At 67.4% G+C, this 25,835-nt stretch carries 25 protein-coding genes; 21 read left to right on the forward strand and 4 right to left on the reverse strand.

Translation table 11 applies throughout. The features are described from left to right. Window positions 1–31: 31 nt before the first annotated feature. Window positions 32–457, reverse strand: a complete 426-nt coding sequence (locus tag V7S63_RS10180) for an organic hydroperoxide resistance protein (RefSeq protein WP_091840398.1) — start codon at window positions 455–457, stop codon at window positions 32–34. Window positions 458–671: 214 nt separating this feature from the next. Here V7S63_RS10180 and V7S63_RS10185 point away from each other — a divergent pair, with 214 nt between their 5' ends. The 14 genes from V7S63_RS10185 to murB all read left to right on the forward strand — a co-directional run bounded on the left by V7S63_RS10185 (window position 672) and on the right by murB (window position 16,161). After that, window positions 672–1,136, forward strand: a complete 465-nt coding sequence (locus V7S63_RS10185; RefSeq protein ID WP_336530128.1) for a MarR family winged helix-turn-helix transcriptional regulator — start codon at window positions 672–674, stop codon at window positions 1,134–1,136. Window positions 1,137–1,715: 579 nt separating this feature from the next. Next, on the forward strand, window positions 1,716–2,171 hold the full coding sequence (locus tag V7S63_RS10190; protein WP_336530129.1) for a division/cell wall cluster transcriptional repressor MraZ: 456 nt from the start codon (window positions 1,716–1,718) through the stop codon (window positions 2,169–2,171). Further along, window positions 2,168–3,172, forward strand: a complete 1,005-nt coding sequence (gene rsmH, locus V7S63_RS10195; protein WP_100958811.1) for a 16S rRNA (cytosine(1402)-N(4))-methyltransferase RsmH — start codon at window positions 2,168–2,170, stop codon at window positions 3,170–3,172. Before V7S63_RS10190 ends, rsmH begins: the two co-directional genes overlap by 4 nt. Before the next feature lie 2 nt (window positions 3,173–3,174). Beyond that, window positions 3,175–3,564: a cell division protein FtsL gene (ftsL, locus tag V7S63_RS10200; protein WP_091840406.1), complete on the forward strand. Its 390-nt coding sequence runs from the start codon at window positions 3,175–3,177 to the stop codon at window positions 3,562–3,564. After that, window positions 3,561–5,357: a peptidoglycan D,D-transpeptidase FtsI family protein gene (locus tag V7S63_RS10205; RefSeq protein ID WP_091840409.1), complete on the forward strand. Its 1,797-nt coding sequence runs from the start codon at window positions 3,561–3,563 to the stop codon at window positions 5,355–5,357. The genes ftsL and V7S63_RS10205 overlap by 4 nt, the downstream gene beginning before the upstream one ends. 145 nt (window positions 5,358–5,502) lie before the next feature. Continuing rightward, the gene (locus tag V7S63_RS10210; protein WP_336530130.1) at window positions 5,503–6,975 is read left to right on the forward strand and encodes a UDP-N-acetylmuramoyl-L-alanyl-D-glutamate--2,6-diaminopimelate ligase; all 1,473 of its coding nucleotides are present in this window, start codon (window positions 5,503–5,505) and stop codon (window positions 6,973–6,975) included. Then, window positions 6,972–8,399, forward strand: a complete 1,428-nt coding sequence (locus V7S63_RS10215; protein WP_336530131.1) for a UDP-N-acetylmuramoylalanyl-D-glutamyl-2,6-diaminopimelate--D-alanyl-D-alanine ligase — start codon at window positions 6,972–6,974, stop codon at window positions 8,397–8,399. The genes V7S63_RS10210 and V7S63_RS10215 overlap by 4 nt, the downstream gene beginning before the upstream one ends. A 17-nt stretch (window positions 8,400–8,416) precedes the next feature. After that, window positions 8,417–9,499: a phospho-N-acetylmuramoyl-pentapeptide-transferase gene (gene mraY, locus V7S63_RS10220; protein ID WP_091840417.1), complete on the forward strand. Its 1,083-nt coding sequence runs from the start codon at window positions 8,417–8,419 to the stop codon at window positions 9,497–9,499. Further along, on the forward strand, window positions 9,499–10,929 hold the full coding sequence (gene murD, locus V7S63_RS10225; RefSeq protein WP_336530132.1) for a UDP-N-acetylmuramoyl-L-alanine--D-glutamate ligase: 1,431 nt from the start codon (window positions 9,499–9,501) through the stop codon (window positions 10,927–10,929). The genes mraY and murD overlap by 1 nt, the downstream gene beginning before the upstream one ends. A 43-nt stretch (window positions 10,930–10,972) precedes the next feature. Beyond that, a complete protein-coding gene (locus V7S63_RS10230) occupies window positions 10,973–11,434 on the forward strand; it encodes a cupin domain-containing protein (RefSeq protein ID WP_336530133.1) in 462 nt (153 codons plus the stop codon). Between the two features lie 136 nt (window positions 11,435–11,570). Beyond that, a complete protein-coding gene (locus V7S63_RS10235; protein WP_091840433.1) occupies window positions 11,571–12,710 on the forward strand; it encodes an FtsW/RodA/SpoVE family cell cycle protein in 1,140 nt (379 codons plus the stop codon). Continuing rightward, on the forward strand, window positions 12,707–13,807 hold the full coding sequence (gene murG / locus V7S63_RS10240) for an undecaprenyldiphospho-muramoylpentapeptide beta-N-acetylglucosaminyltransferase (protein WP_336530134.1): 1,101 nt from the start codon (window positions 12,707–12,709) through the stop codon (window positions 13,805–13,807). Before V7S63_RS10235 ends, murG begins: the two co-directional genes overlap by 4 nt. A gap of 21 nt (window positions 13,808–13,828) precedes the next feature. After that, a complete protein-coding gene (murC, locus tag V7S63_RS10245) occupies window positions 13,829–15,241 on the forward strand; it encodes a UDP-N-acetylmuramate--L-alanine ligase (protein ID WP_336530135.1) in 1,413 nt (470 codons plus the stop codon). Continuing rightward, window positions 15,238–16,161, forward strand: a complete 924-nt coding sequence (gene murB / locus V7S63_RS10250) for a UDP-N-acetylmuramate dehydrogenase (RefSeq protein ID WP_336530136.1) — start codon at window positions 15,238–15,240, stop codon at window positions 16,159–16,161. The genes murC and murB overlap by 4 nt, the downstream gene beginning before the upstream one ends. A 12-nt stretch (window positions 16,162–16,173) precedes the next feature. Here murB and V7S63_RS10255 read toward each other — a convergent pair whose 3' ends face one another. The 3 genes from V7S63_RS10255 to V7S63_RS10265 are packed head-to-tail and all read right to left on the reverse strand — an operon-like array spanning window position 16,174 to window position 17,716. Beyond that, the gene (locus V7S63_RS10255) at window positions 16,174–16,491 is read right to left on the reverse strand and encodes a HigA family addiction module antitoxin (protein WP_091840447.1); all 318 of its coding nucleotides are present in this window, start codon (window positions 16,489–16,491) and stop codon (window positions 16,174–16,176) included. A gap of 11 nt (window positions 16,492–16,502) precedes the next feature. Continuing rightward, a complete protein-coding gene (locus V7S63_RS10260) occupies window positions 16,503–16,784 on the reverse strand; it encodes a type II toxin-antitoxin system RelE/ParE family toxin (RefSeq protein ID WP_091840449.1) in 282 nt (93 codons plus the stop codon). A gap of 26 nt (window positions 16,785–16,810) precedes the next feature. After that, a complete protein-coding gene (locus tag V7S63_RS10265) occupies window positions 16,811–17,716 on the reverse strand; it encodes a DMT family transporter (RefSeq protein WP_336530137.1) in 906 nt (301 codons plus the stop codon). 104 nt (window positions 17,717–17,820) lie between these two features. On the opposite strand from V7S63_RS10265, the gene V7S63_RS10270 reads away from it, so the two are divergent. The 7 genes from V7S63_RS10270 to V7S63_RS10300 all read left to right on the forward strand — a co-directional run bounded on the left by V7S63_RS10270 (window position 17,821) and on the right by V7S63_RS10300 (window position 25,815). Beyond that, window positions 17,821–18,336 carry a MarR family winged helix-turn-helix transcriptional regulator gene (locus tag V7S63_RS10270; protein WP_336530138.1) on the forward strand — a complete coding sequence of 172 codons (516 nt, stop codon included), beginning with the start codon at window positions 17,821–17,823 and terminating at the stop codon, window positions 18,334–18,336. Window positions 18,337–18,446: 110 nt separating this feature from the next. After that, on the forward strand, window positions 18,447–19,361 hold the full coding sequence (locus tag V7S63_RS10275) for a D-alanine--D-alanine ligase (RefSeq protein ID WP_091840456.1): 915 nt from the start codon (window positions 18,447–18,449) through the stop codon (window positions 19,359–19,361). A gap of 11 nt (window positions 19,362–19,372) precedes the next feature. Beyond that, window positions 19,373–20,293 (forward strand): cell division protein FtsQ/DivIB, encoded by a 921-nt coding sequence (locus V7S63_RS10280; RefSeq protein WP_244543979.1) that lies wholly within the window; start codon window positions 19,373–19,375, stop codon window positions 20,291–20,293. After that, window positions 20,290–21,615, forward strand: coding sequence for a cell division protein FtsA (gene ftsA / locus V7S63_RS10285; protein WP_091840459.1), 1,326 nt, complete (start codon window positions 20,290–20,292; stop codon window positions 21,613–21,615). Before V7S63_RS10280 ends, ftsA begins: the two co-directional genes overlap by 4 nt. A 129-nt stretch (window positions 21,616–21,744) precedes the next feature. Then, window positions 21,745–23,454, forward strand: a complete 1,710-nt coding sequence (gene ftsZ / locus V7S63_RS10290) for a cell division protein FtsZ (protein ID WP_336530248.1) — start codon at window positions 21,745–21,747, stop codon at window positions 23,452–23,454. Window positions 23,455–23,784: 330 nt separating this feature from the next. Then, complete coding sequence (lpxC, locus tag V7S63_RS10295) at window positions 23,785–24,732, forward strand: UDP-3-O-acyl-N-acetylglucosamine deacetylase (protein ID WP_091840464.1); 948 nt, start codon at window positions 23,785–23,787, stop codon at window positions 24,730–24,732. A gap of 168 nt (window positions 24,733–24,900) precedes the next feature. Next, window positions 24,901–25,815: an outer membrane protein assembly factor BamD gene (locus V7S63_RS10300; protein ID WP_100958825.1), complete on the forward strand. Its 915-nt coding sequence runs from the start codon at window positions 24,901–24,903 to the stop codon at window positions 25,813–25,815. Window positions 25,816–25,835 lie beyond the last annotated feature (20 nt).

The following is a 25,835-nucleotide window of genomic DNA, read 5'->3' on the forward strand; positions in this document are numbered from 1 at the left end:
CGGCCGTGAGGATCAGATGGGTGGCGTAAGGTCAGCCTGCAACCGTCAGCTGGACGTCGATGTTGCCCCGGGTCGCATCGGAATACGGGCAGACGATATGGGCCTTCTGGACGAGGTCCTCGAGCTTGGCCTTGTCGATGCCCGGCGCCGAGATCGTCAGCTTTGCGGCGATGCCAAAGCCCTTGCCGTCATCGCGCGGGCCAATGCCGATATCGGCGCTGACGCGGGCGTCGTCCGGGATCTTCACGCCCTCCTTGCCGGCGGCGAACTTGAGCGCGCCGAGGAAGCAGGCCGAATAGCCCATGGCGAAGAGCTGCTCGGGATTGGTGCCTTCGCCACCGCCGCCGCCGAGCTCCTTCGGCGTGTTCAGCACGAGCTTGACGTTGCCGGTGTCGGTCGCGGCCTGGCCTTCGCGGCCACCGGTGGCGGAACCATGGGCGGTGTAGAGGATCTTCATCGCTGCTCTCCTTGCTGGGCGGTCCATCCGCCGTGATCGATGTGATTTAGATTGTGCACAATTGAATTGTCTGCAATTCACATATCCGTGAACGGGGCGGCGCGCAGCGCGATAAGAGGATATCTTGGCTTCATCGCAGGAAGACGGATTGACCCGGCCGATTGTTCCAGTTCGCTCCGTTCGGACCACCATAGAGGCTACAAGCGGCGAGGCCATGACGAAGGATCCGAAGGCGAGGGCGGTACGCGGGCTCGACGAGCAGATCTGCTTTGCGGTCTACTCGGCAGCCCATGCCTTCAATCGTGCCTATCGGCCGTTCCTGGCCGGACTCGGGCTGACCTATCCGCAATATCTGGTCATGCTGGTGCTGTGGGAGCAGGACGGCCAGAGCGTGAAGGCGATCGGCGACAGGTTGATGCTCGATTCCGGCACGCTGACGCCGCTGCTGAAGCGCCTCGAAGGCAATGGCCTGATCCTGCGCAAGCGCGGCCGCGAGGATGAGCGCCAGGTGCTTGTCGAGTTGAGCGAAGCTGGCCATGCCCTGCGCGCGAAGGCCGGCAATGTGCCCAACCCGGTGCCATGTGCAGTCGAGGACAGCGGTGTCCCGCCGGCTCGCCTGCTCGGCGATGTCCGGGCTCTGCGCGAGGCGCTCCTGCGCCGGGCCACGGACGAGGACTGAGCGTTGTGCATCTAACGTTCAGCTCGGGCCGTCATTCCGGGGCAGCCCGTAGGGCTGAGCCCGGAACCCATGACCACGAGGCTCAGAAATAGGGCGCTCCGGCAACCGCGATGGCCCTCCGGCATCGTCGAGTTCATGGGTTCCGGGCTCGGCGCTGATGCGCCGCCGCGGAATGACGATGGTGTCAATCCGAACAGCGTTCTGACCGGGCAGGGCGGCACCAAAAATATTTCTGCGCAACCCCGCCTGTCGACCCAATCAGGGCACCGGCGTGCGCCGGCTTCCGCGTGCCAAAATCCTCGCCTTTACGGATAGTTAACCTTAACGGGCTGTGATGTCCGCAGGCTCGGGTAGACCCGCGTCCACAGCGTTGGATCCGTTGACGCCCATATTGTCCCATGCTATCCCAAATCATCCCGTCGAGACCGACAGGCAAGCAACAAGTCAGAGCCCGTGTGCCGCGCGGATTCTGGCTGACGGCCCTGCCATGTCGGGCTCGGCGGGAGTATCGATTGCCGGCGCTCGCCGGCTCGCTTCGCGCCATCGCGGCGCGGTTGGAAGTCCGACCCGGAGGCGGCGTTGACGGACCGCTTCGTCTCCCATTTCACCAACAAGCTCGATGCCAAGGGGCGGGTCTCGATCCCGGCTCCGTTCCGGGCTGTGCTGGCGAAGGACGGCTACGAGGGGCTTTACGTCTATCCGGCGCTCGATCAGTTCAGTCTCGATTGCGGCGGCCATGCTCTGCGCGCGACGATCGACGAGATCCTGTCGCGCTTCTCGCCCTTCTCCGAGGAATGGGAGTCGCTCTCGACGGCGCTGAACGGCACCTCGGAGGTGTTGAAGGTCGATCCGGAAGGGCGGATCATGCTGAGCGAGGCGCTGAAGGCGCATGGCGGCATCGGCGAGACCGTCACCTTCGTCGGCCAGGGACACAAGTTCCAGATCTGGGAGCCGGAGCGCTTCAAGGCGCATCTCGAGGAGGCCAGGGCGAAGCTGCGCGACGTCCGGCGGACATTGGGCGCGAGGCCGGCATGACCAGCGAGCCGCATATCCCCGTCCTGATGCAAGAAGCGCTCGATGCGCTCGCCCTGAAGCCCGGAGGCCGCTATCTCGACGGCACCTTCGGCGCCGGCGGCTATTCGCGCGCGCTGCTGGAGCGCGAGCCGAAGGCGACGCTGCTCGCGCTCGACCGCGACCCGAGCGCGATCGTCGGCGGTGCTGGCCTCGTCGCGGCGATGAGCGGGCGGCTCACCCTGGCCGAAGCGCGCTTCGGCGCCCTGGCGGAGGAGGCCGAGCGCTTCGATATGGCGCCGCTCGACGGCGTCGTGCTCGATATCGGTGTCTCCTCCATGCAGCTGGATCAGGCGCAGCGCGGCTTTTCCTTCCGTTTCGACGGGCCGCTCGACATGCGCATGGGCGCGAGCGGCCAGAGCGCCGCCGAGCTCGTCAACGAAGCGGATGAGGGCGTGCTCGCCAACATCATCTACCATTACGGCGAGGAGCGGCGTTCCCGCGCCGTGGCGCGCGCCATCATCGAGGCAAGACGCAAGGCGCCGATCACGACGACGAAGCAGCTCGCCGATCTCGTCGCCGGCATCGTCCGGGGCGAGCCCGGTGGCCCGCATCCGGCGACGCGGACTTTCCAGGGCCTGCGCATCGCGGTGAATGACGAGCTCGGCGAGCTGGTCAGGGCGCTGCATGGTGCCGAGGCCGTGCTGAAGCCGGGCGGGCGGCTCTCCGTCGTCACGTTCCATTCGCTCGAGGACCGCATCGTCAAGCAGTTCTTCGCCGAGCGCTCGGGCAGGGCGCCGACCGGCTCGCGCCATGCTCCGGCCGTGGCGCAGCCGCAGGCAACGTTCAGCCTCGTCACCAAGGGGCCAGTGGCGCCGTCCGAGGCCGAGAGCAGGGCCAATCCGCGGGCTCGCTCGGCCAAGCTGCGCGCCGCGGAGCGAACCGACATTCCGCCGCGCGCGCCCGATCCCGATCTCGTCGGCCTCGCCGTCGTCCCTGCGCCGCAAACCCGCCGGAGGAGCTGAGCGTGATCAAGCTCTTGCACATCATCGCCATCGGCGCGCTGGTCTCCTCGGCGCTCTATGCCTACTCGATCAAATACGAGACGACGCTGCAGGCCGAGCAGCTGCAGAAGCTGAAGGCTAAGGCCCAGCGCGAGCGCGAGGCGATCGCGGTGCTGAAGGCCGAATGGCAGTTCCTCAACCGTCCGGAGCGGCTGCAGGCCCTGGCCGACAAGCATCTCGATCTACAAACGCTGGCGATCACACAGATCGTGCGGCTGTCCGACATCCCCAATCGCGGGCCGAAGGTCGATTCGATCGGCCGCAAGCTCGAGGATCTCGGTCTCGGCCTGCCGACCGAGACCCCCAGGGACCGCAAGAGCAATACCGCGACGACGCCGGGAGCCCGCCCATGAGCCAGGAGCTCGACCAGCAGGGCGCAGCGCCCGAGATCGCCGCCGCGGCAGTCGCCAGGCCCGAAGCCGCGAAGCGCAAATGGCGCTTCCGCACGGAGTGGCTGCGCGACATCTTCCGGATGAGCGGCGAGAAGAGCGAGCCGCGCGTCGGCCTCGTCATCCTCGGCTTCAGCTGCCTGTTCCTGGCGATCGTCGGCCGGCTCGTCATGCTCGGCGCCTTCCCGAGCGACCAGGTCGGCCTGCGCCGTGCGACCTCGAACGCGATTTCGGCGGCGCGGCCCGACATCCTCGACCGCAACGGCATCCAGCTCGCCACCGACATCCGTACCGTTTCGGTCTTCGCCGAGCCGCGCAACATCCTCGACAAGGACGAGGCAACCGAGCTCCTGACCGCTGTTCTGCCCGACCTCAACGCCAAGGAACTGCGCGACAAGCTCGGCACCAAGAAGGGCTTCGTCTGGATCAAGCGCGAGATCACGCCGCGCCAGCAGGCCGAAGTGCACAGGCTCGGCATCCCCGGCGTCGGCTTCGTGCCCGAGAACAAGCGCGTCTACCCGAACGGCAACGTCGCCGCCCATGTGCTCGGCTTTGCCAACGTCGACAATATCGGCATCGCCGGCATCGAGAAGTACATCGACTCGCAAGGGCTCCAGGACCTGAACGGCGCGGGTTTCGCGGTGCAGGCCTCCGACCTCAAGCCGGTGCAGCTCTCGATCGACATGCGCGTCCAGCACCTGCTGCGCGACGAGCTGGTCAAGGGCCTCGAGAAATACCGGGCGATCGCGGCGGCCGGCGCCGTCATGGACGTCAATACCGGCGAGATGATCGCGCTGGTCTCGCTGCCCGATTTCGATCCCGGCAACCCGGTCGACGCGCTGGAGAAGGACCGGATCAACCGGATGAATGTCGGCGTCTACGAGATGGGCTCGACCTTCAAGGCGCTGACCATCGCGATGGCGCTCGATTCCGGCAAGGCCAACATCAATTCGAGCTATTCGACCGCCGGCGGCATGATGCGGTTCGGCCGGCAGGTCATCAAGGAATACCACGGCACCGGCCGCACCCTGACCGTGCCGGAAGTGTTCCTGCATTCCTCGAACATGGGTTCCATCAAGATGGCGCTCGCGGTCGGCGTCGAGGGTCACAAGGCCTTCCTCAGGAAGATGATGCAGCTCGACCGCATGACGACCGAGCTGCCGGAAAGCGCCTCGCCGATCGTCCCGCAGCGCTGGGGCGAGATCAACACGGCGACGATCGCCTTCGGCCACGGTCTCGCCGTCGCGCCGATCCAGGCGCTGGCCGCGGTCGGGGCGCTGGTCAACGGCGGCTACCTGATCAGGCCGACCTTCCTGAAGCGCTCCGAGGAGGAGGCCAAGAAGGATGCGATCCGGGTGATCAAGCCGGAGACCTCCGAGGCGATGCGCTTCATCATGCGCATCAACGGCGAGAAGGGCTCGGCCCGGTTCGCCGACATTCCCGGCTACTTCGTCGGCGGCAAGACCGGCACGGCCGAGAAGGTCATCAACGGCCGCTACGCCAAGAACAAGAACTTCACCACCTTCACGGCGATCGCGCCCTCGGACAAGCCGCGTTATGTCTTCCTCGCCATCTATGACGAGCCGAAGGGCTATGCCGAGAGCGGCGGCTACTCGACCGCGGCCTGGAATGCGGGCAAGACCACCGGCAAGCTGATCGAGCGGGCGGCTCCGATCCTCGGCATGGCGCCGCGCTTCGACCCGCCGGTGGCGCCGTTCCCGCTGATGGCCAGGCTCGGGGCGTGGGGCTCGCGGTAAGGGCGGTAGGAGGCGTCGTGCTCGGGTTTGACCCGAGCATCTCTGGACGGAAGGGAGCTTGATCCTGCATGAGCTTCTCGGGTCTACGCTCCGCTTCGCCCGAGAATGACGCGCGCGGACCCGCGCCCAGCAAGGATTTGCGCTTGTGACTGACACCGGCTTCAGCCTCGACCAGCTCTTTCCGGGAGCGTTTTCCGAAGCAGGCGAGCGCCGCGTCAGCAGCGTGGCCTTCGACAGCCGCAAGGTCCTACCCGGCGCTGCCTTCGTCGCGCTTGCCGGTGCCAAGGCCGACGGCGCCCGCTTCATCAGCGATGCAGTTCAACGTGGGGCGACTGCGATCGTCGCGGGCGGACCGCGTCCGGCCGATCTGCCGCCCGGGATCGCCTATTCTGCGGTCGCGGACCCTCGGCTTGCCCTCGCGCTGGCTGCTGCCAGGGTGCATCCGCGCCAGCCTGGCACGGTCGTCGCCGTCACCGGCACCAGCGGCAAATCCTCGGTCGCCGAGTTCACCCGCCAGATCTTCATGGCGCTCGGGCGCAAGGCGGCGAGCGTCGGCACGATCGGCATCGTCACCGAGGCGGGCGCCGATTACGGCTCGCTGACCACGCCGGACCCGCTTTCGCTGCACGCGTCGCTCGACAGGCTGGCGGGGGAGGGCGTCACGCATCTTGCAATGGAAGCCTCCTCGCACGGGCTCGACCAGCATCGCCTCGACGGCGTCAGGCTGTCCGCCGGCGCCTTCCTCAATCTCGGCCGCGACCATCTCGACTATCATCCGAGCGTCGAGGACTACCTTGCGGCCAAGCTGCGGCTTTGGACCTTGCTGCCCGCCGGCGCGCCGGTGGTCATCAATCGCGACGAGCCCTATGCCGACAAGGCCGAGGCCGAGGCGAAGGCCGGCGGCCATCCCGTGATTGGCATTGGTCGCGGCGGCGACCGCCTGAAGCTGCTCGGCGTGGCCCGCGAGGGCTTTTTGCAGCGCCTGACCGTCGAAGTCGACGGTGTGGCGACGGAGGTCGTGCTGCCGCTGGTCGGCGATTACATGGCCGGCAACGCGCTGGTCGCCGCAGGACTGGCGATCGCGACCGGCGAAGACCCGATGGCGAGCGTCCAAGCCGTTGCCGGCCTCAAGGGGGGTCCCGGTCGGCTCGATCGCGTGGCCGAGCACAATGGCGGGCTTGTCGTGGTCGATTATGCCCACAAGCCCGATGCGCTCGCAGCGGTGCTGAAGACCTTGCGGCCCTATGCCAGCGGCCGGCTGATCTGCGTCTTCGGCTGCGGCGGCGACCGTGACCGCGGCAAGCGCCCGCTTATGGGCAGCATCGCGGCCGACGGCGCCGATATCGCCATCGTCACCGACGATAATCCGCGCAGCGAGGATCCCGCCGCGATCCGCGCCGAGGTGCTGGCCGCCGCACCCGATCGTCTGCGGGAGATCGGCGACCGGGCTGAGGCGATCAAGGCCGGTGTCGCCATGCTGCAGCCTGGGGATGTCCTTGTCGTCGCCGGAAAAGGCCATGAAAGCGGCCAGATCATCGGCGATCGGACGCTGCCGTTCTCGGACCATGAGGTGGTCCGCGAGGCGATCGCAGCCTTGGCTGGGGGAAGACAGGGATGACCACCGAACCGCTGTGGACCGGCGCGCGCCTGATCGAGGCGATGGGCGCCCGTTCGCAAGGGCCTGTGCCCGCCACTGTCACCGGCGCCTCGATCGACACCCGCACGCTGGAGCCGGGAGAAGCCTTCTTCGCGATCACCGGCGAGGCGCGCAACGGGCATGACTTCGTCGCAGCGGCGCTCGACAAGGGCGCGGCGCTGGCGGTGGTCGATGAGGCGCATGCCGGCACCTTTCCGGCCGATGCCCCGCTCGCCATCGTCCCTGACGTGCTCCGCGGCATGGAAAAGGCCGGCATGGCGCGCAGAGCGGAACTCTCCGCCAGGGTCGTCGCCGTGACGGGCTCGGTCGGCAAGACCGGCACCAAGGAGGCGCTGCGCCTCGTGCTCTCGCGCCAGGGCAAGACGCATGCGCCGGTCGCTTCCTACAACAACCATTGGGGCGTGCCGCTGACGCTGACCCGGACGCCGCGCGACGTGCGCTACGGCGTCTACGAGATCGGCATGAACGCGCCCGGCGAGATCCTGCCGCTGGCGAAGATGGTTCAGCCCGATGTCGCCGTGATCACCACGATCCAGCCGGTGCATCTGGCCGCCTTCGAGTCGCTGGAGGGGATCGCCCGCGAGAAGGCGGCGATCTTCGAGGGGTTGAAGCCGGGCGGCACCGCGATCATCAATGCCGACATCCCGCAGACGGGCCTCTTGCACGACTTGGCACTGGCCGCCGGGGCAGGGCGCGTGATCTCGTTCGGTGAGAGCGAGGCGGCCGATGTGCGGCTGCTCGGCTGCGCGCTGAAGCCGGACGTCTCGACCGCAAATGCCAGCGTCATGGGGCGGGCGGTGACCTACAAGCTCGGCAGCCCGGGCAAGCATATCGTCCTGAATTCGCTCGCCGTGCTGGCGGCGGCCGAGGCGCTCGGCGCCGATCTCGCTCTGGCCGCGCTGGCGCTTGCCGACCTGACGCCGCCATCGGGCCGCGGCGCGCGGCAGGTGCTCCATGCGCCGGCCGGTCCGTTCACGCTGATCGACGAGAGCTATAACGGCAACCCGGCCTCAATGCGGGCTGCGATCGAGAACCTCGGGCGCATGCCGGTGGTGGGTCGTGGGCGCCGCATCGCCGTGCTCGGCGACATGCTGGAGCTCGGCGAAACCGCGCCGGAGCTGCACAAGGGGCTCGCCGACGCGGTCACCGACAACGGCATCGACCTCGTTTTCGCCTGCGGTCCGCTGATGAGAACCCTCTACGACGCCTTGCCTTCGCACCGCCGCGGCGCTTATGCCGCACAGGCGAGCAGCCTCGAGCCTTATGTGCTCGATGCGGTCCGCGCCGGCGACGTCGTCACGGTGAAGGGCTCGCTGGGTACGCGCATGGGCCCGATCGTCAAGGCGATGATGGCTCGCTTCCCGGTCGTCCAGGCCGACGACTGAGTAAGGAACACGGTTCGATGCTGGTCTGGCTTGCCGAATTCGCGGGATCGTTCCCGATCCTCAACGTCTTCCGCTACATCACCTTCCGCGCCGGCGGGGCGACCGCGACGGCGCTGCTCTTTGTCTTCTTCTTCGGGCCCGCGGCGATCTCGTGGCTCAGGATCAAGCAGGGGAAGGGCCAGCCGATCCGCACCGACGGGCCGGAATCGCATCTCGCCAAGCGCGGCACGCCGACCATGGGCGGCCTGATGATCCTGACCGGACTGTTCGTCGCGACGCTGCTTTGGGGCAACCTGCGCAACCCGTACGTCTGGATCGTGCTCGGCGTCACCGCGACCTATGGCGCGATCGGTTTCTATGACGACTTCCTCAAGGTGACGAAGCAGTCGCATAAGGGCTTCTCCAGCAAGGCGCGCCTCGGCCTCGAGATCGTCATCGCGCTCGCCGCCTGCACGGCGATCATGCAGGTCAGCCCGCCTTCGATCGCGAGCGGCTTCGCATTGCCGTTCCTGAAGGAATGGATGATTCCGCTCGGCATCCTGTTTCCGGTCGTCACCGCCTTCGTCGTGGTCGGTGCCGGTAACTCGGTGAACCTGACGGACGGGCTCGACGGCCTCGCCATCGTGCCGGTGATGATCGCGGCCGGCACCTTCGGCTTCATCGCCTATCTCGCGGGTAATGCCATCTTCGCCAACTACCTGCAGATCCACCATGTGCCGGGCGTCGGCGAGCTTGCCGTGATCTGCGGCGCGATGATGGGGGCGGGGCTCGGCTTCCTCTGGTTCAACGCGCCGCCGGCCCAGATCTTCATGGGCGACACCGGCTCGCTCGGCCTTGGCGGCATGCTCGGCACCATCGCGGTCGCGATCAAGCACGAGATCGTCCTAGCGATCGTCGGTGGCCTCTTCGTGGTCGAGGCGCTCTCGGTCATCATCCAGGTCGCGGTGTTCAAGCGCACCGGCAAGCGCGTCTTCCTGATGGCGCCGATCCACCACCATTTCGAGAAGCTGGGCTGGACCGAGCCGCAGGTGGTCATCCGCTTCTGGATCATCTCGGTGGTGCTGGCGCTGGTCGGCCTCGCCACGCTGAAGCTGCGTTGATGACCCCCGTCACCGTTTTTGCCGGAAAGACGCTCGCGCTGTTCGGCCTCGGCGGCTCGGGCCTCGCGACGGCGCGCGCGCTCGTCGCCGGTGGGGCCAAGGTCGCCTGCTGGGACGATAATCAGGCGAGCCGCGACAAGGCGGCGGCGGAAGGGCTGTCCGTCGTCGATCTTGCGAGCGCCGATTGGGCCGGCTTTGCCGCTTTCGTGCTCTCGCCCGGCGTGCCGCTGACCCATCCCGCGCCGCACTGGACGGTGGAGAAGGCAAGGGCGGCGAATGTGCCGGTGATCGGCGACATCGAACTGTTCTTCCTTGAGCGGGCGAAGATCGCGCCCGCCGCGCCGGCGGTCTGCATCACTGGCACCAATGGCAAGTCGACCACCACGGCGCTGATCGCGCATGTGCTGCAGGCCGCCGGCCGCGACGTGCAGATGGGCGGCAATATCGGCACCGCCGTGCTGGCGCTGGAGCCCCCGGCTCTCGATCGCATCCACGTCGTCGAATGCTCGACCTTCCAGATCGATCTCGCGCCGTCGATCAAGCCGACGGTCGGCATCCAGATGAACCTGACGCCGGATCATCTCGACCGGCACGGGACTTTCGAGGCCTATGGCGCGATCAAGGAACGGCTGGTCGCCGCCTCCGACATCGCGGTGATCGGCGTCGACGACGAGCCGTCGAAGCAGATGGCGCGGCGGCGCGCGGCCTCGGGCAAGCCCTTGGTCAAGATCAGCGGCGAGCAGCCGCTCGACGAAGGCGTCTTCGCAGGCGTCACCGCCAATGCGGGCCAGCTCGATACGCGGATCGTCGAAGTCAAGGACGGCAAGCCGAGGGTCGTCGCCAATCTCGCCGGCATCGGCTCCCTGCGCGGCAGCCATAATGCCCAGAATGCGGCCGCCGCCTTCGCTGCCTGCGCGGCGCTCGGCCTGACGGCGGAACAAATCGGTGCAGGGTTCAAAAGCTATCCCGGGCTGAAGCATCGCATGGAGGAGCTCGGCCGCATCGGCCGCGTCGTCTTCATCAACGACTCCAAGGCGACGAACGCAGACTCGACCGAGAAAGCGCTCACCTCCTTCCGCGAGATCTTCTGGATCCTCGGCGGCAAGGCCAAGGAAGGTGGGATCGAGTCGCTCAGGCGCTATTTCCCCAACATCGCCCGCGCCTACCTGATCGGCGCGGCGAGCGACACCTTTGCCGCGACCTTCGACGATGACGGCCGTGTGACTTACGAGCGCAGCGGCACGCTCGACGTCGCGGTCGCCGCCGCGACCAAGGCGGCGCTGGCGCAGCAGGGGACAGGCGAGATCGCCGTGCTGCTCTCGCCGGCCTGTGCGTCCTACGACCAGTTCCCGAATTTCGAGGTGCGCGGCGATGCCTTCCGGGCGCTGGTCAAGGCGCTGCCGGGGTTCGAGGCGGTCGCAACACGCTAGCCGTGATAGCTTGCGGGCAGCCATCAGCCGGAGATGCCCGTTTATGCCCAAGGTCGACGTTGCCGCTGTTCCCGAACGCCAGGGCTCGGGCTACCCGAAGCCCTTCGACGCTCCTTGCGCCGAGCGTATCCGCAAGCGGCTCGGCAATGCCGGCGGCCTCAGCGATTTCGGCGTCAACCTGATGCGGTTGCCGCCGGGCGGCTGGTCGAGCCAGCGGCACTGGCATTCGCATGAGGACGAGTTCGTCTATCTGCTGGAAGGCGAGCTGGTGCTGGTCGAGGACGAAGGCGAAACCGTGCTTCGCGCCGGCGATTGCGCCGCCTTCGCCAAGAACAGCGGCAACGGCCACCACATGATCAATCGCTCGAATAAGGTTGCCGTCTATCTCGAGGTCGGCAGCCGCTCTCCCGACGACGTAATCACTTGCTCCGACATCGACATGATCAGCCCGAGCCGAGACGGGCGCTTCCTGCACAAGGACGGCACGCCCTATCCCGACGGCTGAGAAGCCTGTTGGCAGGTGCATCCAGCCCGGCGGGAAACCGAGGATCGGAATCAATCGGTTAACCATTCATTGACAGAGTGATTCGCCGGAGCGGGCGCCCTCGATCTGCCTGCTCGTCGACGGAGCCTTGTACACGATGGTCTCGCGCGCAGAACCGAGCCTGAGCGGCCGCTGGTGGTGGTCGATCGACCGCATCATCCTGACGACGCTGGTGGCGCTGATGGTCTCCGGCGTCGTGCTGCTGATGGCAGGCGGCCCTCCGGTCGCCGAGCGGCTCGGCCTCTCGACCTTCCATTTCGTCAACCGTCAGGTGGTCTATCTGCTGGTGGCGCTGGCGATCTTCCTCTCGACCTCGCTGCTGGCGCCGCGCCATGTGCGCCGCATCGCGTTGATCATCTTCCTGTTCTCGCTCGCCGGCGTGGTCGGCACGCTGTTCTTCGGCGTCGAGGTCAAGGGCGCCAAGCGCTGGCTGACGCTCGGGCCGCTCGGCTCGATCCAGCCGTCGGAATTCATCAAGCCGGCCTTCGTCGTGCTCGCGGCCTGGGCCTTCGCCGAGGGCCATCGCCGGCCCGAGCTGCCGGGCACGATCATCGCCTTCCTGCTGCTGCCGATCACCATCGTGCCGCTGGTGCTGCAACCTGATTTCGGCCAGACCATCCTGATCACCCTGGTCTGGGCCGGGCTGTTCTTCGTCGCCGGCCTGCACTGGTTCTGGGTGCTGGGGCTCGGCGGCATCGGCGCCGTCGGCCTGTTCATCGCCTATGAGCTCGTGCCGCATGTGCGCGCCCGCATCGAGCGCTTCATGGACAAGGGCTCGGGCGACACCTTCCAGGTCGACACGGCGCTGGAGAGCTTCGCGCAGGGCGGCTGGTTCGGCAAAGGCCCGGGCGAGGGCACGGTGAAGCGCATCCTGCCGGACGCCCATACCGACTTCATCTTCGCGGTGACGGCCGAGGAATTCGGCATCGTCGTCTGCATGGTGCTGGTGCTGCTCTTCGCCCTCATCGTGCTGCGGGCGCTGTTCGTGGCGCAGCGGGCCGAGGATCCGTTCGTGCGCCTCGGTGTGACCGGCCTCGCTTTGCTCTTCGGCATCCAGGCGGCGATCAACATGATGGTCAACCTGCACATGATGCCGGCCAAGGGCATGACCTTGCCGTTCATCTCCTATGGCGGCTCCTCGCTGATCTCGCTGGCGCTCGGCACTGGCTTCCTGCTGGCGCTGACCCGCAAACGGCCGCGCGCCGAAAGCTTCGGTGAGACGGGACGGCGCTCGTGAGCGCAGGAGCGCAGGCGCCGCTCGTCGTGCTCGCCGCCGGCGGCACGGGCGGGCACCTCTTCCCGGCGGAGGCGCTGAGCCACGCCTTGCACCGCGCCGGCGCCCGGGTCGCGCTGATCACCGACACGCGGGCCGCCGAATACGCCGGCAATTTCCCGGCCGAATCGATCTATGCCGTTCCGGCGGCGACGCCCTCGGGCAAGTCGCCGATCGCGATGGCGAAGGCGGCGCTGGTGCTGCTGAAGGGCGGGCTGGCGGCGCGCCAGGCGATCAAGCAGCTCAAACCCGCCATCGTCGTCGGCTTCGGCGGCTATCCGACAGTGCCGCCGGTCTTCGCCGCGGCGCTGATGGGCGTGCCGACGCTTCTGCACGAGCAGAACGCGGTGATCGGCCGGGCCAACCGCTTCCTCGCCAGCCGGGTCAAAGCGATCGCCACCGGCTTCGCCGAGGTCGGCGGGCTGACGCCTGAGCAGGCGAAGAACTGCACTCAGGTCGGTAACCCGGTCAGGCCGGCGGTGATCGAGGCGGCCTCGCCCTATGCCGAGCCGGAAGGGAAGCTCAATCTCCTCGTCTTCGGCGGCAGCCAGGGCGCGCGGGTGATGGCCGACATCGTGCCGCCGGCGATCCAGCTGCTCTCGGCGGAGGAGCGCAGCCGCCTGTCCATCGTCCAGCAGGCCCGAACCGAGGACGACGAGCGTGTCAGGAAGATTTATTCCTCGCTCGGCATCAAGTTCGAGCTCGCGCCCTTTTTCAAGGACCTGCCGGCCCGGATGGCGGCGTCTCATCTGGTGATCGGGCGCTCCGGCGCTTCGACCGTCGCCGAGCTCACGGTGATCGGTCGGCCATCGCTATTGGTGCCGCTGCCCGGCTCGCTTGACCAGGACCAGGCCGCCAATGCCGGCGTGCTCGCCAGGGCCGGCGGGGCGATGATGATCCTGCAGAGCGATTTCTCGCCGCGGCGCCTTGCCGCCGAGCTTTCCACGCTCCTTGCCGAGCCGCAGCGCTTGACGGCGATGGCTCAGGCGGCCAAGAGCGCGGGCATACCGGATGCGGCCGACCGCCTGGCGCGGCTCGTGCTGCAGACTGCCCAAGGCTGAACCTTTCAGGACGTATCGATCATGAAGCTGCCGCCGAAGCTCGGCTCCATCCATTTCGTCGGCATTGGCGGCATCGGCATGTCCGGCATCGCCGAAGTCCTGCACAATCTCGGCTACAAGGTGCAAGGCTCGGATGCTTCCGACGGCGCCAACGTCAAGCGCCTGGCCGAGAAGGGCATCACGACCTTCGTCGGCCACAAGGCCGAGAATATCGGCGAGGCCGAGGTGGTCGTAGTCTCGACCGCGATCAAGCGCGACAATCCCGAACTGATGGCGGCGCGCGAGAAGCGCCTGCCGGTGGTGCGCCGCGCCGAGATGCTGGCCGAGCTGATGCGGCTGAAGAGCTGCGTCGCCATCGCCGGCACCCATGGCAAGACGACGACGACCTCTCTGGTCGCGACCCTGCTCGAGAAGGGCGGGCTCGACCCGACCGTGATCAACGGCGGCATCATCAACGCCTACGGCACCAATGCCCGCATGGGCGAGAGCGATTGGATGGTGGTCGAGGCCGACGAATCCGACGGCACCTTCCTGAAGCTGCCGGCCGACGTCGCGATCATCACGAATATCGATCCCGAGCATCTCGACCATTTCGGCACCTTCGACGCGATCAAGGCGGCGTTCCGCTCCTTCGTCGAGAATCTGCCCTTTTACGGCTTCGCCGTGATGTGCATCGATCATCCGACAGTGCAGGGCCTCGTCGGCCAGATCGAGGATCGCCGCGTCGTCACCTATGGCGAGAACCCGCAGGCCGATTTCCGCCTGATCGACATCGATCTCACCGGCGGGCAGGCGAAGTTCACGCTGCTGATCCGCGACCGCAAGACCGGCCGCGACGAGGTCGTCCGCGATCTCGTCATGCCGATGCCCGGCCATCACAATGCCCTCAACGCCACCGCCGCGATCGCTGTCGCCTATGATCTGGGCGTGCCTGTCGAGCAGATCCGTGCCGCGCTCGCCGGCTTCGGCGGGGTGAAGCGCCGCTTCACCAAGACCGGCGAGTGGAACGGCGCACTGATCTTCGACGATTACGGCCACCATCCGGTCGAGATCGCCGCCGTGCTCAAGGCGGCGCGCGCCTCGACCAAGGGCAAGGTCATCGCGGTGATGCAGCCGCATCGCTACAGCCGCCTGTCGAGCCTGTTCGCCGACTTCGCCGCCTGCTTCAACGATGCCGACACGGTGATCATCGCCGACACCTATGCGGCCGGTGAGCAGCCTGTCGCGGGCGCGGATCGCGATTCGCTGGTGGCGGCGATCAAGGCGCGCGGCCATCGTCACACGCTGCCGCTGGAATCGTCGGACAAGCTCGCCGGCATGGTCGCCGAGCTGGCTGGGCCGGGCGACTATGTCGTTTGCCTCGGGGCGGGCAACATCACGCAATGGGCCTATGCCCTGCCGGGGGAGTTGGCGGCGCTGGGGGCGAAGCAGTGAGCTTCGCAGACATCACCTCCGACATCCGCGCTGCCGCGCCCGAACTGCGCGGGCGGCTGCTCGTCAATCAGGAGATGGCGGGGCTGACCTGGTTCCGCGTCGGCGGGCCGGCGCAAATTCTGTTCACCCCGGCCGACGAGGCCGATCTCGCCTATCTGCTCGGCAAGCTGCCGGCGGAGATCCCGGTCACCGTGGTCGGGCTCGGCTCGAACCTGATCGTGCGCGACGGCGGCATTCCCGGCGTGGTGATCCGCCTTGCCGGCAAGGCCTTCGGCGAGATCGCCCGGGAGGATGGTGACCGGCTGCGTGCCGGCACGGCCGTTCCCGATGTGAAGGTGGCGCGCGCTGCGGCCGACGCCTCGCTCGACGGGCTCGCCTTCTATCGCGGCATTCCCGGCTGCATCGGCGGAGCGCTGCGGATGAATGCCGGCGCGCATGGCGGCGAGACGACCGACGTGCTGGTCGAGGCGCGTGGCGTTACCCGCAAGGGCGAGATCGTGACGCTGTCGCATGCCGATATGGGCTTCAGCTACCGCAATTCGACGGCGCCCGCCGACATCATCTTCACCTCGGCGCTGTTCCAGGGCCGGCCAGGTGACCAGGCCGCGATCCTCGCCGAGATGGAGCGCGTGACCTCGGCGCGCGAGGCGGCGCAGCCGATCAAGGAGCGTACCGGCGGCTCGACGTTCAAGAACCCGGAGGGCGGCAAGGCCTGGCAGCTGATCGATGCCGCCGGTTGCCGCGGGCTACGCATCGGCGGGGCGCAGGTCTCCGAGATGCACTGCAACTTCCTGATCAACACCGGCGGCGCCACCGCTGCCGATATCGAAGGGCTGGGCGAAGAGGTCCGCCGCCGGGTCAAGGACAATTCAGGCTACGAATTGCATTGGGAGATCAAGCGCTTAGGCGTTGCGGCCTGAGTGGGCGCAGGACTAAGCCGCCTGCTCGAGCTGCCGGATTGCAGCGATCTCGTCGGCTGCGTTGAGCCGCGCCGTCTCGATTTCGTAGCGAGACTGCAGGTTCATCCAGAACTCTGGCGAGGTTCCAAAGAAGCGAGCGAGGCGTAGCGCGCTATCGCCAGTGACTCCGATTTTCTCCGCTGCGATCCGCTCGATGCGGGTTCTCGGGATGCCGCATGCCCGGGCGACACGCCCCGGCGAAAGACCCAGCGGCTTCAGGAACTCCTCCCGGAGCATCTCGCCAGGATGCATGGGCGGCAGCGTCGCGATGATCTCGGTCTCGGCCGCCATGATGTTCTCCTTCAATGGTAGTCGACGATCTCGACACCGGCAGGGCCGGCATCCGTCCATCGAAAGCAGATCCGGAACTGGTCGTTGATCCGGATCGCGTGTTGGCCGGCACGATCGCGGCTCAGCGCGTGTAGCCTGTTGCCCGGCGGGCTCTGCAGGTCGGCGAGCACATGCGCAGCGTTGATCGCTTCCAGCTTTCGTCTTGCCGCAGGAAACACATCCGGCGGAAACCCCTTTGGGCAGCGGCCGGAGAAGATCAGCTCGGTTCGCTTGTCGCGAAAACTGAGGATCATCACAGGCTCCGACCGCGGTTATGTATCTAATTGTGATACATTCGAGTGTCAAGCGCAGGATAGGTTTCCTGCGCCGCCGGCTTGCGCCGTGACAGCATGATGCCGGCGACGGTCGAGCCGAAGATGATGGCGATGCCGAGCCATTGCTGGGCGTTGAACCATTCGCCCAGCAGCGCGGCGCCGAGGAAGGTCGCGACCAGCGGGCTGAGCAGGCTCAGGAAGGCGACGCCCGTGCCGATCGCGGCGATGCCGCGGACCCAGAGCCAATAGGCGAAGGCTGTGCCGATCAAGACGAGATAGCTCAGGCCGGCGAGGTTGCGCAGGGTCGGCACGGGCGGCAGCCCCTCGACGAGAAGCGCGACCGGCAGGAGCAGGAGCCCGCCGAGGGCAAGCTGCCAGGCCGCGAGCGCGATCGGCGTCCCGACCTTGCCCCAGCGCTCGATCAGCACCGTGCCGGTCGCCATCGAGGCGGCGCCGATCAGCGCGGCGACGACGCCGATTGCATCGAGCTTCACAGTGTTGTCGATCACCAGCAGGCCGACGCCGACCGTGCCGGCGAGCGCGGCGATGATTTGCCCGAGACGCGGCCTGCGCAACAACAACGGCCAGGCGAGGAAGGCGACGAGCAGTGGCTGCATCGAACCGAGCGTCGCGGCGAGCCCACCGGGCAGGCGGGAGGCGCTGAGAAAGAGCATGCCGAAGAACAGGCCGATATTGGCGAAGCCGATGACGGCGAGCGGCAGGAGCTTGTCGCGCGGCGGCAGGCCGGGGCCGAGCAGCATCAGCAGGATGCCGGCGGGCAGAGCGCGCAGGGCTCCGACGAGCAGCGGGTGCTCGACCGGAAGCGTCTCGGTGAAGACGACATAGGTCGAGCCCCAGAGGATGGGCGCCAGGATCGTCGCGAGCAGGATGCGGGTCTTGCTGTCGGCCATGGCGGCCTCCCTTTGCATCGACGGATGTGTGGCGTAGGATTGTTCGATAAAAGATAATTCGATATCGAATTATAATATGCAGGATAATTAGGGGTGGGATTTTCATGAGTCAAGCTGATGAAGCCGGGCAGGGCGGCCCGCTCGATTCGATCCTCACCCAATGGCGCCGGGCGCGGCCAGACATTGATCCCGGCCCGATGGCGGTGTGTGGCGCGATCTGGCGGGCGGCCGAGCGGGTTCGCCTTGGCGTCGGGCGCAACCTCGTCGGGGAGGATCTCGATTTCGCCGGCTTCGACGTGCTGATGACCCTGCGCCGCCAAGGCGAGCAGGGCGGCTCGCTGACTCCGTCCGAGCTCGCCAAGGACATGATGCTGTCGACCTCGGCGATGACGAATCGGCTCGACAAGCTGGAGAAGCGCGGGCTGATCGCGCGGCAGGCCGACCCACAGGATCGGCGCAGCCTTCGCATCGTGCTCACTGCGGACGGTTTTGCACTGATCGAGCGGCTGGTGGTCTCGCATGTGGCGACGGAAGCGGCGCTGATATCGGCGCTCAGCCCGGCCGAACATGAACAGCTCAAGGTCTTGCTGGCCAAGGTCGCGGCCCGTGAGGGGGAGTGAGTCCGGCGCGCAACAGCCGGCTCGTCATTAACCGGCGGGGCGCATCGTTAACGCGCCGTTAACCATCTCGGCTCAGGTTCGGACCCAGGAGTTCGGTGTCAGGAACCTTGATGAGCAAGCATGTCGCAGTGCTGATGGGCGGGTGGTCCGTCGAGCGTGAGGTCAGCCTCAGCAGCGGTGCGGCCTGTGCTCGGGCGCTGGAAGGCGTCGGCTATCGCGTCACGCGCGTCGAGGTCGGCCGCGACGTCGCCGAGGTGCTGGCGAAGCTGAAGCCCGATGTCGCCTTCAATGCCCTGCATGGCCGCTATGGCGAGGACGGCACCATCCAGGGCGTGCTCGAGATCCTCGGCATCCCCTATACCCATTCCGGCGTGCTCGCCTCCTCGCTCGCCATCCGCAAGGACAAGGCCAAGATGGTCGTCGCCGCTGCCGGCGTGCCGGTGGCGAAGGGCGTCACCGTCTCGCGCTTCGAGGCGGCCAAGCGCCATGCCCTGCCGCCGCCCTATGTGATCAAGCCGATCGACGAAGGCTCCTCCGTCGGGGTGGTGATCGTTAAGAAAGGCCGCGAGCATCCGCCCCAGGAGATCGCCCGGCCGGACTGGCCCTGCGGCGAGACCATGCTGGCCGAAACCTTCATCGCCGGGCGCGAACTGACCTGCGCGGTGATGGACGGCAAGTCCTTGGGGGTAACGGAGATTCGGGCGGCGACGGGCGAGTTCTACGACTACGACGCCAAATATGCCAAAGGCGGTTCAATCCACATCTGCCCGGCGCAAATTTTACCGAATCTTTACCGCCAAATCGAAGAGTGTGCGTTAACGGCGCATCAAGCAATCGGGTGCCGCGGCGTCAGCCGTTCAGACTTCCGCTACGACGACGAGAGCGACACGCTCGTCTGGCTGGAGGTCAACACGCAGCCCGGCATGACTGAAACCAGCCTTGTGCCTGAATTAGCCGCCCATGCGGGCATGAACTTCGGTGAGCTCGTCAAATGGATCGTCGAGGACGCCTCCTTGAATCGGTGAAGGTGGAACCGGTGTTCACCGGGTCCAACCTGCCGATGCGCGTGACGGGGCCGCAGCTCCTCGTCGGCGAGCGCTCGCGCCGCTGGTTCCGCGGCTCGCGGCGCAGCGCCGTCGCGGTGCCGCTGGCCGAGCGGCTGCCGAGCGGCCTCGGCTCCTTCCTGGCGATCGGCTTCCTCGTGCTCACGGGCGTCAGCGGCGCCATCCTGGGCGGCCATTACGAGAGCTTTCGCGAGAACTATGGCGAGCCAAAGCATGCCATCGCCCGGTTCGTGGGCCTCGGCATCGACCGCATCACCATCTCCGGCCTCAGCGGCCTCTCCGAGATCGAGGTCCTGGTCGCCGCCGGCATCGACCCGAAGATCTCGCTGGCCTTCTTCGACGCCGACGAAGCGCGCAAGCGGCTCGAGGCGACGCCGATGATCCGCGAGGCCTCGGTCCGCAAGCTCTATCCCGGCGAGATCGCGATCAACCTCACCGAGCGTGAGCCCTATGCGCTCTGGCAGGTCAAGGGCGATCTCTTCCTGATCGCGCAGGACGGCACGGTGATCGACAAGATGGACGATGGCCGCTTCGCCTATCTGCCGCTTGTCGTCGGACCCGACGCCAACAAGCGGGCAAAGGATTACATCGCGCTGCTCGGCGAAGCCGGCTCCTTCGGCTCGCGCATCCGCGCCGGCAGCCTCGTCGCCGGCCGGCGCTGGAACCTGAAGCTCGACACCGGTGCCGACATCAGGCTGCCGGAGCAGGGCGCCGGCGCCGCGCTGAAGCGTCTGGCCAGCCTCGAACAGGACTTCCGAATCAGCGAGAAGGACCTGATCGCCATCGACATGCGCCAGCCTGACCGGGTGACCATGCGCCTGACCGAAGAGGCCGCAACGACGCGGTTCGAGCAGCTCAAGAGCAAGACCAAGAAGAAGGGCGGCGAGGCATGAGCTTGACCTCGCAAGGCCTGACCCCGCGGATGCGTCCGCTCTCGTCGCGCAAGAGCGCGACCTTGTCGATTCTGGACATCGGCACGAGCAAGGTCGTCTGCCTGATCGCCGAATTGAACCCGGCCGAGGCGAACGAGCGGCTGCGTGGGCGCACCCATGTCGCGCGCATCATCGGCATCGGCCACCAGCGCTCGCTCGGCCTCAAGGGCGGGGCGATCATCGACCTGGAAAGCGCCGAGCGCGCCATCCGCGCCGCCGTCGACGCGGCCGAGCGCATGGCCAAGGTCGAGGTCCAGTCGGTCATCGTCAACCTGACGGGCGGCCGGCTGAACTCGCAGCATTATCAGGCCAGCGTCGATCTGCGCGGCGGCTCGGTCGGCGACTCCGACGTGAAGCGCGTGCTCGCCGCGGCGGCGACCCATGCGATCCGGCCGGGCAAGGCGGTGCTGCATGCGCTGCCGACCGGGTACGCGCTCGACGGTTCGCCCGGCGTGCTCGATCCGCGCGGGCTGATCGGCGGAGCGCTCTCGGTCGACATGCATGTCGTCGCGGCGGAAGCGGCGGCGGCGCGCAATGTCATGCTCGCGGTCGAGCGCTGCCATCTCGAGGTCGAGGCGGTCGTGGCGAGCCCCTATGCGGCGGGCCTCTCCGTCTTGGTCGACGACGAGGCCGAGATGGGCGTCGTCGTGGTCGACATGGGCGGCGGCACCACCTCGCTCGGCGTCTTCTCCGGCGGGCATCTGACCCATGCCGACGCGATCGCCGTCGGCGGCAACCACATCACCATGGACGTGGCGCGCGGGCTCTCGACCCGTGTCTCCGCGGCCGAGCGGCTGAAGACGCTGCACGGCTCGGCGATCGCCAGCCCGTCCGACGAGCGCGACATGATCGCGGTGCCGCAGGTCGACGACGACGAGCGCGACACGCCGAACCATCTGTCGAAGTCGCACCTGGTCCGGATCATCAAGCCGCGCGTCGAGGAGATCCTCGAACTGGTGCGCGACCGGCTGAAGGCTTCCGGCTTCTCGGCCGAGGCCGGGCGGCGCGTCGTCCTGACCGGCGGTGCCTGCCAGCTGACCGGCATGCCGGAAGTGGCGCGGCGCGTGCTCGGCGGCCAGGTTCGCACCGGCCGCCCGCTCGGGATCAAGGGTTTGCCGGAAGCGGGCAAGGGCCCGTCCTTTGCGGCGGCAGTCGGCCTGCTGGTCTACCCGCAGGTCGCGCATGTCGAGCATTTCGAACCGCGGGCGGGGGCGTCCTTCTTCGCCCATGCGACCGATGGCTACTTCTCCCGCGTCGGCCGTTGGCTGCGCGAGAGCTTCTAGAGTTGCGGCCCGCACGGCCGAAAGGCGGCGCGGGCCGGGGTGAGTACGAGCAGAGCGGGGCTTAAGGCCCCTGGCGTGGAAGACGGGACGGCCCGCCAGGAGCCGGACAAGACAGTGAAAGAGGCAATCATGGCGATGAACCTGCAAGCCCCGGACATCCGGGAACTGAAGCCCCGGATCACCGTGTTCGGTGTCGGTGGCGCCGGCGGCAATGCCGTGAACAACATGATCGAGGCCGGCCTCGACGGCGTCGATTTCGTCTGCGCCAACACCGACGCACAGGCGCTCGCACTCGCCCGCGCCCCGCGCATCATCCAGATGGGCCTCCAGGTCACCGAGGGCCTGGGCGCGGGCTCGCAGCCGGAAGTCGGCCGCGCGGCCGCCGAAGAGGTGATCGACGAGATCCGCGATCATCTCGCCGGCGCCCACATGGTCTTCATCACCGCCGGCATGGGCGGCGGCACCGGCACGGGTGCAGCTCCCGCGATCGCCCGGGTCGCCCGCGACATGGGCATCCTCACCGTCGGCGTCGTGACCAAGCCGTTCCAGTTCGAGGGCCAGCGCCGCATGCGCATGGCCGAGGCCGGCATCGGCGAGCTCAACGAGGCCGTCGACACGCTGATCGTCATCCCGAACCAGAACCTGTTCCGTGTCGCCAACGAGAACACCGGCTTCGCCGACGCCTTCGGCATGGCCGACCAGGTGCTCTATTCCGGCGTCGCCTGCATCACCGACCTGATGGTCCGTCCCGGCCTGATCAACCTCGACTTCGCCGACGTGCGCGCCGTGATGCGCGGCATGGGCAAGGCGATGATGGGCACCGGCGAGGCCCAGGGCGAGAAGCGCGCGCTCTCGGCGGCCCAGGCCGCGATCAACAACCCGCTGCTCGACGACGTCTCGATGAAGGGCGCGCGCGGCCTGCTGATCTCGATCACCGGCGGGCGCGACATGAAGCTCTACGAGGTCGACGAAGCCGCCACCCGCATCCGCGAGGAGGTCGACTCCGAGGCCAACATCATCGTCGGCGCCACCTTCGACGAGGCGCTCGAAGGCACGATGCGCGTTTCGGTGGTCGCCACCGGCATCGACAAGCCGATGTCCGCCCAGGGCGAGCTCGACCCGACCGAAGCCCGGATCGCCGAGGTCGCCGAGCGGCTGAAGGCCGAGGCCCGGCTGCGTTCGGCCGTCCCGAACATCCGCACCTCCGCCTCGGCGCCTGCTCCCGCGCCGATGCCGGTTCCCGCCGCCGAGACCATGATGCCGGAGCCGGTCCGCGCTCCCGCGCCGGCCCCGGTCAGCTTCGCTGCCGATGTCCGCATCGAGCCGGCCCAGCCGCGCCCGGCGATGGTCGCTCCGCCGGTCGTCGAGGCGCCGCCGCCGGAAACCTCCCTGCCGCATCACGAGGACAGCTTCATTCCGCCGATGCCCGAGCGTGCGGTGATCCGCCCGACCCGCATGCCGCGCGTCGAGGACCTGCCGCTGCCCGCCCAGCACCAGATCGCGCAGAGCCGCGGCGCGGTGCCGGCCCCTGCGCCGGCCTCGGTCGAGCAGAAGCGCATGTCGCTGATGCAGCGCCTCGCCTCGGTCGGTTTCGGCCGGAAGGAGGACGAGTATGCCGAGGCGCCGATGGCGCCGCCGGCTCCCGCCCCGCGCCAGGCGCCGCCGGCTCCGGCCGCTGGTCCCAGCGCCGCCCATGCCGAGTTCATGCGCCGCCCGCCGGTGCCTGCGACCCGACCGGCCCAGGGCCAGCTCGACCAGCTCGGCCGCGCCGCTCCGGCTCGCAACACGGAAGAGGACCAGCTCGAGATCCCGGCCTTCCTGCGCCGCCAGTCGAACTGAGCTTTCGAACCCGGCTTTGCCGGCCGGTTCAACCGGTTTGACAAAAGGCCCGGCGGCACTGTCCGCCGGGTCTTTTTTAACGTCTGAAAAACCATATACATCAAGCAGATGGTTAAGATTTTCTGGCTTTGTAACGTCTGTTACAGAGCGAAAGAAAGCGTGATTTTGAAGCCGATGCGCCTGCGCGTATCTTGCAGCGCATCACCGGGTAAGGGGATTCGGGATTAGTCCCGAGTTCGCTGCACATCAGGGAACCGCATCGATCGTCGAAGAGGTTGCGCCGCGAGGCGCCGGCCCAGAGATCGTCGCGCTTGAGATCGGATACTGAGTATGATGGCTGAACGGCAGACGACCCTACGCTCGCCCGTGACCCTCCAAGGCATCGGCGTTCACTCCGGGGCTCCCGCCTGCCTGACCTTGCGGCCCTCCACTGCCAATTCCGGCGTCGTCTTCCTGCGCAAGGGCCTCGAAGGCGGCCATGAGCAGCTGATCCACGCCCGCCACAACAAGGTCAGCGCCACCGAGCTGTGCACTGTGATCGGTGACCAGGCTTCCGGTTCCGTCGCCACGATCGAGCATCTGATGTCGGCCTGCGCCGGCCTCGGCCTCGACAATGTGCTGGTCGAGATCGACGGTCCCGAGATGCCGATCATGGACGGCAGCGCCGCCGAGTTCGTCACCGCCATCGAGGCGACCGGCCTCGTCGCCCTCGGCGCGACCCGCCGCTATCTCAAGGTCCTGCGCCCGGTCCGCATCGAGCAGGGCCGCGCCTTCGCCGAGCTTTCGCCGTCGGAGAGCGGCTTTCGCCTCGACGTCGAGATCGACTTCGACACCAAGGCGATCGGTCGCCAGCGCAAGATCTTCGATCTCGATCCCGAGGCTTATGCCCGCGAGATCTCCCGCGCCCGCACCTTCGGCTTCATGCGCGATGTCGAGCAGCTCTGGAAGGCCGGCTTTGCGCTCGGCGCCTCGCTCGACAACACCGTCGCGATCGGCGACGACAAGGTGATCAATCCCGAAGGCCTGCGCTACGCCGACGAGTTCGTGCGCCACAAGGTCCTCGACGCGGTGGGCGACCTTGCGCTCGCCGGCTACCCGATCCTCGGCGAGTTCCGTTCCTATTGCGGCGGTCACCGCATGAACGTCCGGATCCTCGAGGCCCTGTTCGCCGACCGCGCCAATTACGCGATCGTCGAGGCCCAGCCGGCCTTCGCCCACCATGCGGTGCAGATGGCGGCCGGCCCGGTGCCTGCTGCGCTCGCGCCCGACCTGCACTGAGCAGGGTATTACGCGACGCCACGCCTTGCATTCGCCCGTTTCCTGTTGGAAACGGCGAACGCACTGCATGAAGCGCCCGTCACGCTTGGCGAATAGGCTGCTTCTGAGCTAAAGCCAATTCGCGCGCTCTTACCGAAGGGCGTCACAAGGACGGATGAAGTGAGCGTCATGCGGCTGAAGACAATCAACTCCGGCGAAACGACCAGCGGCGGCAAGCGCCTTGTGCTGGCCTTTGCCCTTGCGGCCGCGCTCGGCGGCTGCGACACGATGAGCGCGCTCAACCCCTTCGATCGCCCCGAGACCTACAAGCCCGAGGTGGTGGCTGAGGTTCCGGCCGACAAGCTCTACAATGAGGGCCTCGCCCGTCTCCAGAACGGCGACACCGAAGGCGCGAACAAGAAGTTCGACGAGATCGACAAGCAGGCGCCGTTCTCGCCCTATTCGAAGAAGGGCCTGATCATGGCCGCCTACTCGAATTACGAGGCGCAGAAGTACGACGACGCGATCACGGCCTCGAAGCGCTTCCTGGCGCAGAACCCGGCGAGCCCGGACGCGGCCTATGCGCAGTACATCCTGGCGATGTCCTATTACAACCAGATCCCCGACGCGACGCGCGACCAGGAGCGCACCGACCAGGCGCTGCGTGCGATGCAAGAGCTGCTCGACCGCTATCCGAAGTCGGAATACGTGCTCGACGTGCGCGAGAAGATGCTGGTCGCGCGCGACCAGCTCGCCGGCAAGGAGATGAATGTCGGGCGTTTCTATCTCGAGAAGCGCAACTACACCGGCGCCGTCGGCCGCTTCCGCGACGTCATCACCAAGTATCAGACCACGCGCCATGTCGAGGAGGCGCTGATGCGCCTGACCGAGGCCTATATGGCCCTCGGCATCACCAACGAGGCGCAGACTGCCGCGGCGGTGCTTGGTCACAACTTCCCTGACAGCCCCTGGTACAAGGACGCCTATACGCTCCTGGAGAGCGGCGGCCTGCAGCCACGCGAGGATCGCGGATCCTATATCAGCCGGGCCTTCAACGGCTTCACGCGCGCTGTCGTCGGGTTGACCGGTCTCGGCCGCCTCTGAGGCGGCCGGTGTCCCGGCGA

The organism is Allobosea sp. CCNWLY174, assembly GCF_037120455.1.
In the GTDB taxonomy this organism is placed as follows: domain Bacteria; phylum Pseudomonadota; class Alphaproteobacteria; order Rhizobiales; family Beijerinckiaceae; genus Allobosea; species Allobosea lupini.

Coding starts and splice junctions, on each gene's coding strand:
- V7S63_RS10180 (WP_091840398.1), bottom strand. CDS start 457: ATGAAGATCCTCTACACCGCCCATGGTTCCGCCACCGGTGGCCGCGAA.
- V7S63_RS10185 (WP_336530128.1), top strand. CDS start 672: ATGACGAAGGATCCGAAGGCGAGGGCGGTACGCGGGCTCGACGAGCAG.
- rsmH (WP_100958811.1), top strand. CDS start 2,168: ATGACCAGCGAGCCGCATATCCCCGTCCTGATGCAAGAAGCGCTCGAT.
- V7S63_RS10205 (WP_091840409.1), top strand. CDS start 3,561: ATGAGCCAGGAGCTCGACCAGCAGGGCGCAGCGCCCGAGATCGCCGCC.
- V7S63_RS10215 (WP_336530131.1), top strand. CDS start 6,972: ATGACCACCGAACCGCTGTGGACCGGCGCGCGCCTGATCGAGGCGATG.
- mraY (WP_091840417.1), top strand. CDS start 8,417: ATGCTGGTCTGGCTTGCCGAATTCGCGGGATCGTTCCCGATCCTCAAC.
- murD (WP_336530132.1), top strand. CDS start 9,499: ATGACCCCCGTCACCGTTTTTGCCGGAAAGACGCTCGCGCTGTTCGGC.
- V7S63_RS10230 (WP_336530133.1), top strand. CDS start 10,973: ATGCCCAAGGTCGACGTTGCCGCTGTTCCCGAACGCCAGGGCTCGGGC.
- V7S63_RS10235 (WP_091840433.1), top strand. CDS start 11,571: ATGGTCTCGCGCGCAGAACCGAGCCTGAGCGGCCGCTGGTGGTGGTCG.
- murC (WP_336530135.1), top strand. CDS start 13,829: ATGAAGCTGCCGCCGAAGCTCGGCTCCATCCATTTCGTCGGCATTGGC.
- V7S63_RS10255 (WP_091840447.1), bottom strand. CDS start 16,491: ATGGCGGCCGAGACCGAGATCATCGCGACGCTGCCGCCCATGCATCCT.
- V7S63_RS10260 (WP_091840449.1), bottom strand. CDS start 16,784: ATGATCCTCAGTTTTCGCGACAAGCGAACCGAGCTGATCTTCTCCGGC.
- V7S63_RS10265 (WP_336530137.1), bottom strand. CDS start 17,716: ATGGCCGACAGCAAGACCCGCATCCTGCTCGCGACGATCCTGGCGCCC.
- V7S63_RS10270 (WP_336530138.1), top strand. CDS start 17,821: ATGAGTCAAGCTGATGAAGCCGGGCAGGGCGGCCCGCTCGATTCGATC.
- V7S63_RS10275 (WP_091840456.1), top strand. CDS start 18,447: ATGAGCAAGCATGTCGCAGTGCTGATGGGCGGGTGGTCCGTCGAGCGT.
- ftsA (WP_091840459.1), top strand. CDS start 20,290: ATGAGCTTGACCTCGCAAGGCCTGACCCCGCGGATGCGTCCGCTCTCG.
- ftsZ (WP_336530248.1), top strand. CDS start 21,745: ATGGCGATGAACCTGCAAGCCCCGGACATCCGGGAACTGAAGCCCCGG.
- lpxC (WP_091840464.1), top strand. CDS start 23,785: ATGATGGCTGAACGGCAGACGACCCTACGCTCGCCCGTGACCCTCCAA.
- V7S63_RS10300 (WP_100958825.1), top strand. CDS start 24,901: ATGCGGCTGAAGACAATCAACTCCGGCGAAACGACCAGCGGCGGCAAG.